We start from the raw sequence: 13,057 nt of genomic DNA on the forward strand, positions 1-13,057 counted from the left end.
ACCGAGCCGCAGCCGCGGCACCGGACAGTCATCGCCGAGTCCCCGTACGGCGCGAGCCAGGGGAGCCGGGGACCCACCATGTGCAGTCCCTGGGGTGAATCGGATGCCCGCGCGTGCCGCGAGGGTGTCCGTAGGAGACCTTCCTGCTCCGAACCCGTCAGCTAACCCGGTAGGCGAGAAGGAAGGAAAGGACCCACAACTACATGGCGTTCACCCGCGCCACCGGGAAGCACCGTCGTCCCAGCCGCCCCAGCCTTGTCACCCGTACGACCGTCCGAGCAGCCGGCGTGGCCGCCCTCGCGACCACCGGCGTCGTCGGCTCCCTCGCCGCTCCGGCGCTCGCCGCGGAGTCCACCGTCGAGCAGACCGGCCTCACCCCGGTGATCTCCATCGGCGAGTCGCTCGCCGAACAGATCGACGCGCAGGCCGCCGCCCAGGAACAGGCCGCCGAGAAGGCCGCCGCCGAGAAGCGGGCCGAGGCCGCCGCGCGCAAGGAGGCGGAGGAGCGGGTCAAGGAGGCACGCGAGGCGAAGGCCCGCGCCGCTCGCGAGGCCGAGCGCAAGCGCCTCACCAGCTATGTCGCCCCGATCGCCGGCTCGTACATCTCCACGGGCTACAAGACCGGCGGCGCCATCTGGTCCTCCGGCAGCCACACCGGCGTCGACTTCCATGCGGCGTCCGGCACCACCGTCCAAGCGGTTGGCTCCGGCACCGTCGTCGAGGCCGGTTGGGGCGGGTCCTACGGCAACAACATCGTGATCAAGATGATTGATGGTACGTACACTCAGTACGGTCATCTGTCGTCCATCAACGTCTCCGTCGGTCAGACGGTCACCCCGGGTCAGCAGATAGGCCTCTCCGGAGCCACCGGCAACGTCACCGGTGCGCATCTCCACTTCGAGGCACGCACGACCCCGGAGTACGGCTCGGACATCAACCCTGTCGCCTACCTCCGCTCGCACGGCGTGAACGTCTGACGACCCCGCGCACCACTTGTCGTGGCCCCGGCTCACCGAGCCGGGGCTTTCGGCGTTTCACAGGGGTGTGTGTCCAAAAAATATCCATCGATTCCGGCCTGCCGTCGGAAATTCCGGTTCTCTGCAATAGAGTCACTCAACACACGTCAATCGTCGACGTTTCACGGGGATTAAAGCGGAGGTCGGACATGCGTATTCCGGCGCACTCGGTATGCACGGCGATCCGGGACGACATCGTCGCCGGTGTCTACGAGCGCGGCAGCCGGCTCACCGAGGAACTGCTCGCGCGCCGGTACGGCGTCTCGCGCGTCCCCGTCCGCGAGGCCCTGCGCACGCTGGAGGCCGAGGGCTTCGTGGTGACCCGGCGGCACGCGGGCGCGTGCGTGGCCGAGCCCACCGAGCAGGAGGCCTCCGACCTGCTGGAGATGCGCATGCTCCTGGAGCCGCTGGGCGCCTCCCGGGCCGCCCAGCGGCGCACCGAGGCCCACCTCAAGGTGCTGCGCGGCCTGGTCCGGCTGGGGCAGGAGCGGGCCAGGCGGGGGAACAGCGAGGATCTGCGCTCCCTGGGGGGCTGGTTCCACGAGACGCTCGCCCAGGCTTCCGGAAGCCACGCCCTGACCTCGACGCTCACCCAGCTCCGGCACAAGATCGCCTGGATGTACGCGGTGGAGGCGCCGGCCAGTCCCGTCGACTCCTGGGCGGAGCACGGGGCGATCGTGGACGCGGTGGCGCGCGGTGACGGTGAGCGGGCGCGGGCGATCACGGCGCTGCACACCGAGCGGGCGACCGTCGTGCACCGACTTCGATTTCCGGGCGCCGGGGAGCGGCCGGATCGTGTGAGGACTTCGCAACATCCCGTAAACATGACGGGCCTGCGTCATTAACACGGGCGCCGTATACAAAGAGGGTTGAATTCGCGGGGGATTATTTCTGCTGCCTGCGATCGGGAATTACGAAGGGCCCGCCCGATATTCGGGCGGGCCCTTCGTCGTGTGCGGATGATGCTTTTGCGGTGGCATCTGCCGCCACCGTCGATCGAGGACCCTTCAGGCTTCCTCAGACGGTCTCGGGAAGTTCCTCGAGCCCCTCGGCCACCAGCTTCGCCAGGCGGTCGAGCGCGGCTTCGGCGCCCTCCGCCTCGGAGGCGAGGACGATCTCCTCGCCGCCCTGGGCGCCCAGGCCGAGGACCGCCAGCATGGAGGCCGCGTTGACGGGATTGCCGTCGGCCTTGGCGATCGTCATGGGGACGCCGGCGGCCGTGGCCGCACGGACGAAGATGGAGGCGGGGCGGGCGTGGAGGCCCTCCGCCCAGCCGACGTTGACGCGGCGCTCAGCCATGTGATGCTGCCCTTCACTGTCTCAGGGTTGTCTAGACCATTGTTCCATAGCGTGAAGCGTGCCGGGAGGCGGGCCCAAACCCGTCCCGGAACCGCGTTCGAACCCCGGCCTGGGCCCGACTTCGGTCCCCCACAGACTGCCTCGCGACGTTGTCGGACGCGAGCCGTACTCTGGGGCGCATGCAGAACTCGGCGGACCGGCACGAGTACCCCGCCCACTGGGAGGCGGACGTCGTGCTGCGCGACGGCGGCACCGCCCGTGTCCGGCCCATCACGGCGGACGACGCCGACCGGCTGGTCAGCTTCTACGAGCAGGTGTCGGACGAGTCGAAGTACTACCGCTTCTTCGCGCCCTATCCGCGCCTGTCCGCAAAGGACGTCCACCGCTTCACCCACCACGACTTCGTGGACCGGGTGGGGCTCGCGGCCACGGTCGGCGGCGAGTTCATCGCCACCGTACGCTACGACCGTATTGACGCCGAGGGACTGCCCGCCTCCGGTCCCGCCGGCGAGGCCGAGGTCGCCTTCCTGGTGCAGGACGCGCACCAGGGACGTGGTGTCGCCTCCGCCCTCCTCGAACACATCGCGGCTGTCGCCCGCGAGCGCGACATCCGCCGCTTCGCCGCCGAGGTGCTGCCGGCCAACAGCAAGATGATCAAGGTGTTCACGGACGCCGGGTACACCCAGAAGCGCAGCTTCGAGGACGGTGTCGTACGCCTGGAGTTCGACCTGGAGCCCACCGACCGCTCACTCGCCGTCCAGCGCGCGCGGGAGCAGCGGGCCGAGGCGCGTTCCGTCCGGCGGCTGCTCGCCCCGGGCGCCGTGGCCGTCATCGGCGTCGGCCGTGCCCCCGGCGGAGTCGGCCGCAGCGTCCTCGACCACATCAGGGACGCCGGTTTCACCGGTGACCTGTACGCGGTCAACAGCGCCTTCCCGGAGGAGCAGAAGGACATCGACGGAGTACCGGCGTACCGATCGGTCGGCGACATCGGGGGCCCCGTCGACCTCGCGGTCGTCGCCGTCCCGGCCGAGTACGTCCCCGAGGTCGTCGCCGAGTGCGGTGAGCACGGCGTGCAGGGACTCGTCGTGGTCTCCGCCGGTTACGCCGAGAGCGGCCCCGAGGGACGGGAACGGCAGCGCGAACTGGTGCGGCACGCGCGCACGTACGGGATGCGCATCATCGGCCCCAACGCCTTCGGTGTCATCAACACGGCGGAGGACGTCCGGCTGAACGCGTCGCTCGCCCCGGAGATGCCGAGGCCTGGGCGGATCGGGCTGTTCGCGCAGTCCGGGGCCATCGGAATCGCGCTGCTGTCCCGGCTGCACCGGCGCGGAGGAGGTGTCACCGGGGTCACCGGGGTGTCGACCTTCGTCTCGTCCGGCAACCGCGCCGACGTGTCCGGCAACGACGTACTCCAGTACTGGTACGACGACCCGGACACCGACGTCGTCCTCATGTACCTCGAATCCATCGGCAACCCGCGCAAGTTCACGCGCCTCGCGCGGCGCACGGCGGCGGCGAAGCCGCTGGTCGTCGTACAGGGGACGCGGCATGGCGGTGCCGCTCCCCAGGGGCATGCGGTACGGGCCACGCGGTTGCCGCACGCGACGGTGTCCGAGCTGCTGCGGCAGGCCGGGGTGATCCGGGTGGACACGATCACCGAACTGGTCGACGCGGGGCTGCTGCTGGCACGCCAGCCACTGCCCGCCGGGCCGAGGGTGGCGATCCTGGGGAACTCGGAGTCGCTGGGGCTGCTGACGTACGACGCGTGCCTCTCCGAGGGGTTGCGGCCGTCGGCGCCGCTGGACCTGACCACGGGGGCGTCGCCCGAGGACTTCCACCGGGCGCTGTCCCGGGCGCTGGCGGACGAGGGATGCGACGCGGTCGTCGTCACCGCGATCCCCACGGTGGGGGAGGGTTCCCTCGGCGACGCCGCATTGGCCGAGGCCCTGAGATCGGCCGCGGCGGAGGTTCCCGGGAAGCCGGTGCTGGTGGTCCATGTGGAGCTCGGGGGACTGGCCGAGGCACTGTCGGCCGCGGCCAGTACCGCCCCACGGGCAGGTTCACCGGCAACCGGCACCGCAGCGGCGGAACGCCTGCCGGACGCGGGGGCGGAACGGCAGTCCCCCGCGCCGGTGTCCCGGACGCAGACATCCCCGCCCCCGCCCGCCCCCGAATCCTGCTCCCGGCTGATCCCCGCCTACCCCGCCGCCGAGCGCGCCGTGCGGGCCCTCGGGGAAGCCGTGAAGTACGCGCAGTGGCGGCGGGAGGCCGCCGAGCCAGGCAAGGTGCCCGAGTCCATCGACGCGGACATCGACGAGAAGCGGGCCGCCGAGCTGATCGGCGGACTCCTCGCGCGTGGCCAGGGGCTCACCCTCGGTACGGACGAGACGTGCGAGCTGCTCGGGACGTACGGCATCCCGGTGCGCAGGGCCCTGCCCGCCCCGAGCCCCGAGAGCGCCGTGACCGCCGCGCGGGCCATCGGCTACCCCGTGGCTCTCAAGGCCACCGCCCCCCACCTGCGGCACCGCGCCGACCTGGGCGGCGTACGCCTGGATCTCGCGGACGAGGAGCAACTGCGGCGGGCGTACGCCGAACTGACCGGCCTCTTCGGGAACCCGGATCAGGTGCGGCCCGTGGTGCAGGGGATGGCACCGAGGGGGGTCGACACCGTCGTACGGGCGGTGATCGACCCGGCGGCCGGCGCGGTGCTCTCCTTCGGGCTCGCCGGGCCCGCCTCGCAGCTGCTCGGGGACATCGCGCACCGGCTCGTACCGGTCACCGACCGCGACGCGGCCTCGCTGATCCGCTCGATCCGGACGGCGCCGCTCCTCTTCGGCTGGCGCGGCTCGGCGCCGGTCGACACCGGGGCGCTGGAGGAACTGCTGCTCAGGGTGTCGCGGCTCGTCGACGATCATCCCGAGGTCATCGCGGTGTCCCTGGAGCCGGTGGTCGTCGCGCAGCACGGCCTGAGCGTGCTCGGGGCGTCGGTGCGGCTGGCGCCGCCGCCCGTCCGTGACGACCTGGGTCCCAGGACACTTCCTGTGTACTGAGCGGTGCCTCGCAGCCAGTGGGCCCCCGTAGGATGGGCACATGGCCAAGACCAGTACGTCGACCCAGGGGCTGCGAGCGGCGATCGAGCGCAGCGGCTACTACCCGGCCCTCGTGGCCGAGGCGGTGGAGGCCGCGATCGGCGGCGACTCCATCCGGTCGTACCTGGTCCACCAGGAGACGACATTCGACGCGAACGAGGTGCGTCGGCACGTGACCGTGCTCGTCCTCACGGGCAACCGTTTCATCGTCAGCCACACCGACGAGCAGGCCGAGGACACCACGTCCCCGACGCCGTACGCCACCACGTCCACGGAATCCGTGAAGCTGGGCCGGATCTCGTCCGTCGTCGTCAGCAGGGTCGTCGCCAACCCGGAGTCGTACGCGCCGGGCACGCTGCCCCGAGAGGTCGTCCTGACCATCGGCTGGGGCGCCGTCTCCCGCATCGACCTGGAGCCCGCCGCCTGTGGCGACCCCAACTGCGAGGCGGACCACGGCTACACCGGCAGTTCGACGGCGGACGACCTGAGCCTGCGCGTCAGCGAGGCCGGTGACGGCCCGGAGACCGTCCGCCAGGCCCTCGTCTTCGCCCAGGCCCTCTCGGAGGCGACCGCGGACGTCCCCCGCTGATGGCGCAGCCGACCGCCTGGGACTACCCGGAACCGCTCGCCGTGTCCTCCGCCCCCGTCCCGCACTACGGCACCGGCTCGCTCGCCGACCTGCTGCCCACCCTGGCCGCCGGCATGGACGTACCGGGTATGTCCGCGGCTATCCCGGAACTGGCGCCCGCCGACCGGAACTGCGTGTTCCTGATCGACGGACTGGGCTGGGAGCAACTCCGGGACCACCCGGACGAGGCTCCCTTCATGAGCTCGCTCATGAGCAGCTCGCGCGGTGGCACGGGCCGCCCGATCACCACCGGCTACCCGGCGACCACCGCGACCTCCCTCGCCTCCGTGGGCACCGGGCTGCCGCCGGGCGCGCACGGCCTGCCCGGCTACACCGTGCGCGATCCGGCCACCGGCGAGCTGATGAACCAGCTGCGCTGGCAGCCGTGGACGGACCCGCGCGCGTGGCAGCCGTACCCCACGGTGTTCCAGCTGGCGGACGCGGCCGGGGTGCACACGGCCCAGGTCTCCTCGCCGACCTTCGAGAACACCCCGCTGACGAAGATCGCGCTCAGCGGTGGGACGTTCCGTGGGAAGCTCGCGGGTGAGGACCGGATGGACCTCGCGGCCGAGCAACTGGCCGCGGGCGACCGCTCGCTGGTCTACACGTACTACGCGGAGGTGGACGGCAAGGGCCATCGCTTCGGCGTCGACTCGGACGCCTGGCGCGGTCAGCTCATGTACGTCGACCGGCTCGTCCAGCGGCTGGCCGAACAACTCCCGCCGCGCACCGCGCTGTACGTCACCGCCGACCACGGCATGATCGACATCCCGTTCGACGAGCAGCACCGCATCGACTTCGACGAGGACTGGGAACTGCGCGCCGGCGTGGCGTTGTTGGGCGGCGAGGGCCGCGCACGGCACGTGTACGCGGTGCCGGGAGCCGAGGCCGACGTACTGACCTGCTGGCGTGAGGTGCTCGGCGAGCAGTTCTGGGTGGCCTCGCGCGACGAGGCGATCGCGGCGGGCTGGTTCGGACCGACGGTCGAGGAACGGGTGTACGGGCGGATCGGCGACGTGGTGGCGGCGGCCCGGGACGACGTCCTGATCGTCGCCTCCGAGCGGGAGCCGAGGGAGTCGGCGATGGTCGGCAACCACGGCTCGATGACCCCTGCGGAACAGCTGGTCCCGCTCCTGCAAGTACGCTCCTGAGGCCCGTCCCTGCCCGACAGCCCCTGCCCAGCCTTCCCGCCGTCCTCCTGTCCTGCGCGTATCTCGCCGAAAGGTGCTCGACCTCCCATGCCCGAGCTGGTGTTCTTCTCCGGAACGATGGACTGCGGGAAGTCGACGCTGGCGCTCCAGATCGGGCACAACCGGTCCGCACGGGGGCTCCAGGGCGTGATCTTCACGCGCGACGACCGGGCGGGCGAGGGCAAGCTCTCCTCGCGGCTGGGTCTGGTGACGGAGGCGGTCGAGGCGGCCGTGGGTATGGATCTGCACGCCTATCTGGTGGACCAGATGTCCAGGGGCGGCAAGGTCGACTACGTGATCGTGGACGAGGCGCAGTTCCTCGCGCCGCAGCAGATCGACCAGTTGGCGCGGGTGGTCGACGACCTCGGCCTGGACGTCTTCGCGTTCGGCATCACCACCGACTTCCGCACGAAGCTCTTCCCTGGCTCCCAGCGGCTGATCGAGCTGGCGGACCGGATCGAGACCCTCCAGGTGGAGGCGATGTGCTGGTGCGGGGCACGGGCCACGCACAACGCGCGCACCGTGGGGGGCGTGATGGTCGTGGAGGGTGAGCAGGTCGTCGTGGGTGATGTGAACCGGCCGGCCGAGGAGATCGGCTACGAGGTGCTGTGCCGACGCCATCACCGGCGCCGTATGACGAGCGCCTCCGCGCACGCCTCCGTGATCTCTCCGGACGTCCTGCCGGTCAATTCGGCCTGATCGTTCTCCTCGGCGGTGCTTTCCGGCCGTTCTCGATACGATGAAGGTCACAATAACGTATCGGGCATTTCGCGCTTCAACCTTCACCTGAAGCACACAAGTTGGCTAAGTTGACCTCCGAACACCTTCCTAAACCTGCTGTCCGCACCTGACAGTTGGCTGGGGGGACGTACCACGGAAGGAGCTCGTCCCGCATGGCGCCGGAACGAACCCGAGATGATGGGCCGAGCCGTGAGGAGGTCCAGCAACGGATCAACAGCCTCTACGACCAGGCCGAGAGCTTCACCGGGACCTTCAACGCCACCCGCGCGATGAAGCTGGGCATTCGCAGGCGCGTCAACCCCGCGCCGGAGGCCGCGCGCAGGCGCTCCGATCCCGCCCTCGACGAGGTCGCCCGACCGTGGTTCGACGTGGGCCGCTCCCAGTTGGGCCCGACCGTGCCGGCAGTGCTGCCGCCCGACAGGAGGCCGGCCCGCGCGGCAGAGGAACGGCCCGCCCGACCGGCAGGACCGAACGTCGAACTGACCGCCCTTCCCGTGGCGGAGTTGTCCGCCGGACCTGTCGCCGCGCTGCCCGCCGGGCCGACCGCCGCTCTTCCGCCCGGGCCCATGGCCGAGCTGCCGCCCGCACCGGTCGCCGAACTTCCCGCCGCACCCATGGCCGCGCTGTCGGCCGTGCCCGCACCGCGCCGGGAAGCTCCGGGCGGCCTGGACTCGCTTTCGGCCGAGCCCAGCTGGTTCCCGTCGCCCGCCCAGGGCGCCGCTCCGCTCCCGGTGGCCGGTTCCCTGCCCGTCGAGGACGCCTGGCGCCTCCCCAACCGCGTCGAACAGCCTCGCCCCCAGCCCGCCGAGGAGTGGCAACTGCCCCAGCCGGTCGGCCTGAGCGCGGACGCGTTCCTCGACGCCGGCACGCCCCTCTACGCGGGCACGCTCCGCGACGGGGACTACGCCCTCGTCACCGAGCTCCCCCTCGTCACCGAACCGTTCCCGGTCGCCGACCCGTTCCCCGCGACGGACACGCCCTACGGAACGCACACGCCGGCGCACGGTACCCAGACGTACTACGGCACCCAGACGCCGCCGCACGGCACGCAGACGTCCTACGCCACGGGGACCTACTACCTCGGCACCGAGTCATTTCCGGGCCCCGGGACCGGCGCGAGTATCGGCAACGGCCTCGCGTTGGGCCTGGAGCCCGGCGCGAAGGCGGCGAAGGCGGTCGCCTTCGCCCGTGCGCAGATCGGCAGACCGTGCGTCTGGGGCGCGGTCGGGCCGGGGTCGTACGACAACTCCGGTCTCATCCAAGCCGCGTGGAAGGCCGCCGGGGTCGCGCTCCCGCGTTCCGTGCACGAGCAGGCGAGCGCCGGCATGGCGATCAACATCGCCGATGTCCGGCCCGGTGACCTCGTCTTCTTCCACGGCGAAGCGGGTCAGGTCGGTCACGTGGGCATCTTCGTCGGCGACGGCATGATGATGCACGCACCGAGTCCGGGTGCGCGGGTGCGCGACGACTCGATCTTCGCGGCCGGCGAGGCGGCGATCCACAGCGTCCTGCGGCCCGCGTAGGCGCCCTTCCAGGGGGCCGTCAGCGTGCCCCCTGGATCAGCGAGAACATCGCCCCCTCCGGGTCCGTCACCGTCGCCACGCGGCCGTGTGCGCCGTCGTGCGGGGGCTCGACGACATGGCCGCCCAGGTCCACCAGGCGGGTGGCCGCCGTATCCGTGTCGGCGACCTCGAAGTACGTCATCCAGTGCGGGCCCCGGTCGCGGGGCAGGAGGTTGCCCACGCCGTGGATGCCGGCGACCGGGCGGCCCTCGACGTGCAGGGTGACGTAGTCGAGGTCCGCCGACACCACGGGCTCTCCCTCGTAGCCGAAGACGGTCTTGTAGAACTTGGCCACGCTCGACGAGTCACGCGTGACCAGCTCGTTCCAGGCGGGAGTGCCGGGGACGCCGGTGATGCCCGTGCCCAGATGGGCGGCGGTCTGCCAGATGCCGAACACCGCACCCATCGGGTCGGAGGCGATCGCCAGCCGGCCCGCCTCGGCAGCGTCCAGGGGGCCCACGCCCACGGTGCCGCCCGAGTGCCGGACCATCTCCGCCGTGAGATCCACATCGTCCGATGCGAGGTACGGCGTCCAGGCGACGGGAAGGTGGCGGTCCGGCGGCAGCTGGCCGATGCCGGCCACCTCCTGGCCGTCGAGCAGGGCCCGTACGTACCAGCCGAGCTGCTGCGGGCCCAGCTCGAACTCCCAGCCGAACAACTCCCCGTAGAAGTCCTGGGTCGCCGTCATGCCGTGCACCATCAGACTCACCCAGCAGGGTGTGCCGGGCGCGTGCCGGGCCGGCGCTTCGCTGTTCCGGTCGGCCGACTCCCGTGCCTCGGTCATCGTCACTCTCTCCTCGACCCCTCGCGGTGGCCGTGTCACTTCCGCTGTCCGCCGCGTCGGCGGACCTGCCGCACACCGTCATACGGCGCGCTCCGTCGCCTATGTCGGTCGTGCCGTACTGCGTGCCCGCGTACCCGCACGCTCCGTGCCGATGCTCGCACCACCCGCGGTACCGCGCGCCCGGGCCGCGCCGATACCGCACGTCCTCGTCCTGAGGGTGCCCGAATCGGCGTTTCCTGCCTGTTTCCGCTCAATTGCCGCAAGGTGTACATCGGTCGTACAGCATGTGCTCGATCCCGTACGCCGTGTGATCGAACCTGTCCGGCGGGAGAGTAGCCCGACCTGACCGCTGCGGCCACCCCGTGCGTAAGGATGGAGCCATGAACGCCATCATCTCCGCACCCGAGCTCGTGAACGAGCTGGCCGGTTCCAACCCGCCGGTCCTGCTCGACATCCGCTGGCAGCTGAGCATGCCCACCGCGGGGCCCTTCGACGGGCGCGCCGAGTACGCCGACGGGCACCTGCCCGGTGCGGTCTTCGTCGACCTGGACCGGGAGCTCGCCTCGGCGGCCGGACCGGCCGGCCGGCATCCGCTGCCCGATCCGGAGGCGTTCGGCGCGGTCATGCGCCGCGCGGGCGTCTCGTCCGGAGTCCCGGTCGTCGTGTACGACGGCGGACAGGGCTGGGCGGCGGCCCGCGCATGGTGGCTGCTGCGCTGGACGGGTCACCCGGACGTGCGGGTCCTGGACGGCGGGTTGCCGTCCTGGGAGGGGGCGCTCGACACGGACGTGCCGGCGCCCGCCGCGGGCGACTTCACGCCGGTGCCGGGAGCGGTGGGGCTGCTCGACGCCGACGGCGCCGCCGCGCTGGCCCGCTCCGGGCTGCTGCTCGACGCGCGCGCGGGGGAGCGCTACCGGGGCGAGGTCGAGCCCATCGACCGGGTCGGCGGACACATCCCGGGCGCGGTCTCGGCGCCCACGAACGAGAACGTGGGGGCGGACGGCCGCTTCCTTCCCGCGGACGAGCTGGCGGCCCGTTTCAAGACCCTGGGCGCGGCGGACGCCACCGCGGTGGGCGTGTACTGCGGATCGGGTGTCTCGGGCGCCCACGAGGTCCTGGCGCTGGCGGTCGCGGGCATTCCGGCCGCGTTGTACGTCGGCTCCTGGTCGCATTGGTCCGGCGATCCGGCGCGGCCCGTGGCCGTGGGGCCCGACCCGCAGTAGCGCAGCAGTTCGGCCGACGGTTGCAGCGTTCGGCCGAATGGGGGGCGTGACCGACTGTGGGGCCGCATCCGACGGACGCGGCCCCACAGTCGTACGAATAGCCCGTACGGGCGACTACTCCTTGTTCTTCCGGCGGGTGCCGAACACGATCTCGTCCCAACTCGGTACCGCCGCTCTGCGGCCGGGACGGACGCCGTCCGCCTCGGCCTGGCGGTCGGTGGCGCCGACCAGGCGGTCGCGATGGGCGCCGACAGAGCGGGGCATGAGCACGTCCGCGTACGCGGAACCGGCCGAGGCCGCAGGGGCCGGGGGCTCCTCCAACTCGGGCTCTGGTACCGGCTCCTCCGTGGTATCCGTGGAGGAGGGTCGTTCCGGCACGACCATGTCGCCGCGGAAACTCGGTACCGCTTCCAGGAGGCTCGTCAGCGAGTCACGCTCGCTCGCGGTCACGCCCTCCTCGGTGAGCTCGGACGACGGCGTGGGCAGGACCGGACGGTCCAGCGGGCGGTCGCGCGGCAGCCGGGCGATGCGCGGTACGAACGGGAAACTGGGCTCGGGCGCCGCGAGGTCGTCCGACTCGCCGATCAGCGAACGGGCTTCATCGTCGACGGCCTGGACGAGCCGCCGGGGCGGGTCGTACGTCCAGCTGGCCGAGTGCGGTTCACCGGCGACCAGGTAGACCAGGAGGACTTCCCAGGTGCCGTCGTCGCGGCGCCAGGAGTCCCACTGGACGGTCTCCTTGTCGGCGCCACGGATCGTCAGCCGCTCCTGCACGGCCTCGCCGAGCTGTGGACCGGCGTTCTCACCGGGCCGACGGACCGGAGTCTTCCGGGCCCGCTCGGCCATGAAGGCTCGTTCGGCCAGCACGGGCCCCTCGAAGCGGCGTACGCGGTCGACCGGAATCCCGGCGAGCTGCGCCACCTCTTCCGCGGACGCGCCGGCACGTATGCGTGCCTGGATGTCGCGGGGGCGGAGATGACTCTCCACCTCGATCTCGATCTGGCCGAGGCGGGGACGGTCGCCGCGTACGGCGGCGCGCAGACGCTCATCGATCGGAAGCGTGTACTCCGTGCTGTCCGCAGCCTTCAGCACCAGCCGTGTGCCGTCGTTAGAGACGGCCACGACACGCAGTTCGGGCATGGGGACCTCCCGGGTGGTGCCTGCCGACGTCACGTGCGTCGCTGCTTCCGCTAGTCGAGTGTGGCCTGCCCGGGTGCAGCCTGCCACAACCTTGCCGAGTTGCCCGGCGTGTCGGGCGGGTGCCCGCGATCGCCGTTATGCCACGGTTATCTATTCGCAACGCTAAGTGACAAACTCCGTCACCCTGTGCAACGAGCCCCCTCTTGGCGATCCTGGAAGGCCCCGGACGCCCAGGCGGGAGACCGGACCCAGGGCTCGCAACAGTACTCCATTTGGGCCACGTGCGTGGATTGGCACGCCACCCAATTCCTGCCGGGGAGTGCGAGTTGGCCGTTCTCCCGCCGGTTCCGTGACCTCGGGCGCAGCACAGTTCACGTAAACA

Annotated in this window: 11 protein-coding genes and 1 riboswitch; of the genes, 8 read left to right on the forward strand and 3 right to left on the reverse strand. The window is 71.5% G+C overall.

Translation table 11 applies throughout. The features are described from left to right. The first annotated feature begins 22 nt into the window (after positions 1-22). Positions 23-190: riboswitch (cyclic di-AMP (ydaO/yuaA leader) on the forward strand. A 13-nt stretch (positions 191-203) separates the two neighbouring features. Together OHN74_RS32605 and OHN74_RS32610 are read left to right on the forward strand one after the other, a co-directional pair. Further along, a complete protein-coding gene (locus tag OHN74_RS32605) occupies positions 204-977 on the forward strand; it encodes a M23 family metallopeptidase (RefSeq protein ID WP_327698139.1) in 774 nt (257 codons plus the stop codon). 188 nt (positions 978-1,165) lie between these two features. Further along, positions 1,166-1,861, forward strand: a complete 696-nt coding sequence (locus OHN74_RS32610) for a GntR family transcriptional regulator (protein WP_327698140.1) — start codon at positions 1,166-1,168, stop codon at positions 1,859-1,861. A gap of 172 nt (positions 1,862-2,033) precedes the next feature. Here the strand turns inward: OHN74_RS32610 and OHN74_RS32615 are convergent, their stop codons facing one another. Continuing rightward, a complete protein-coding gene (locus tag OHN74_RS32615) occupies positions 2,034-2,315 on the reverse strand; it encodes an HPr family phosphocarrier protein (RefSeq protein WP_327698141.1) in 282 nt (93 codons plus the stop codon). Positions 2,316-2,494: 179 nt separating this feature from the next. On the opposite strand from OHN74_RS32615, the gene OHN74_RS32620 reads away from it, so the two are divergent. The 5 genes from OHN74_RS32620 (at position 2,495) to OHN74_RS32640 (ending at position 9,489) form a co-directional block, all read left to right on the forward strand. After that, the gene (locus OHN74_RS32620; RefSeq protein ID WP_327698142.1) at positions 2,495-5,368 is read left to right on the forward strand and encodes a bifunctional acetate--CoA ligase family protein/GNAT family N-acetyltransferase; all 2,874 of its coding nucleotides are present in this window, start codon (positions 2,495-2,497) and stop codon (positions 5,366-5,368) included. Positions 5,369-5,408: 40 nt separating this feature from the next. Beyond that, the gene (locus OHN74_RS32625) at positions 5,409-5,996 is read left to right on the forward strand and encodes a DUF5998 family protein (protein WP_327698143.1); all 588 of its coding nucleotides are present in this window, start codon (positions 5,409-5,411) and stop codon (positions 5,994-5,996) included. Then, positions 5,996-7,186, forward strand: coding sequence for an alkaline phosphatase family protein (locus tag OHN74_RS32630; protein ID WP_327698144.1), 1,191 nt, complete (start codon positions 5,996-5,998; stop codon positions 7,184-7,186). Before OHN74_RS32625 ends, OHN74_RS32630 begins: the two co-directional genes overlap by 1 nt. 87 nt (positions 7,187-7,273) lie before the next feature. Further along, positions 7,274-7,924, forward strand: coding sequence for a thymidine kinase (locus OHN74_RS32635; RefSeq protein ID WP_327698145.1), 651 nt, complete (start codon positions 7,274-7,276; stop codon positions 7,922-7,924). Positions 7,925-8,118: 194 nt separating this feature from the next. After that, the gene (locus OHN74_RS32640; RefSeq protein WP_327698146.1) at positions 8,119-9,489 is read left to right on the forward strand and encodes a C40 family peptidase; all 1,371 of its coding nucleotides are present in this window, start codon (positions 8,119-8,121) and stop codon (positions 9,487-9,489) included. A gap of 19 nt (positions 9,490-9,508) precedes the next feature. Here OHN74_RS32640 and OHN74_RS32645 read toward each other — a convergent pair whose 3' ends face one another. Further along, positions 9,509-10,312 carry a VOC family protein gene (locus tag OHN74_RS32645; RefSeq protein ID WP_327698147.1) on the reverse strand — a complete coding sequence of 268 codons (804 nt, stop codon included), beginning with the start codon at positions 10,310-10,312 and terminating at the stop codon, positions 9,509-9,511. Positions 10,313-10,692: 380 nt separating this feature from the next. On the opposite strand from OHN74_RS32645, the gene OHN74_RS32650 reads away from it, so the two are divergent. Continuing rightward, entirely contained in the window at positions 10,693-11,535 is an 843-nt protein-coding gene (locus OHN74_RS32650; protein WP_327698148.1) for a sulfurtransferase, read from the forward strand. A gap of 114 nt (positions 11,536-11,649) precedes the next feature. Here the strand turns inward: OHN74_RS32650 and sepH are convergent, their stop codons facing one another. After that, positions 11,650-12,675 carry a septation protein SepH gene (sepH, locus tag OHN74_RS32655; protein WP_327698149.1) on the reverse strand — a complete coding sequence of 342 codons (1,026 nt, stop codon included), beginning with the start codon at positions 12,673-12,675 and terminating at the stop codon, positions 11,650-11,652. Between the last annotated feature and the right edge of the window lie 382 nt (positions 12,676-13,057).

Origin of the sequence: Streptomyces sp. NBC_00459 (assembly GCF_036013955.1) — a bacterium.
Classification (GTDB): domain Bacteria; phylum Actinomycetota; class Actinomycetes; order Streptomycetales; family Streptomycetaceae; genus Streptomyces.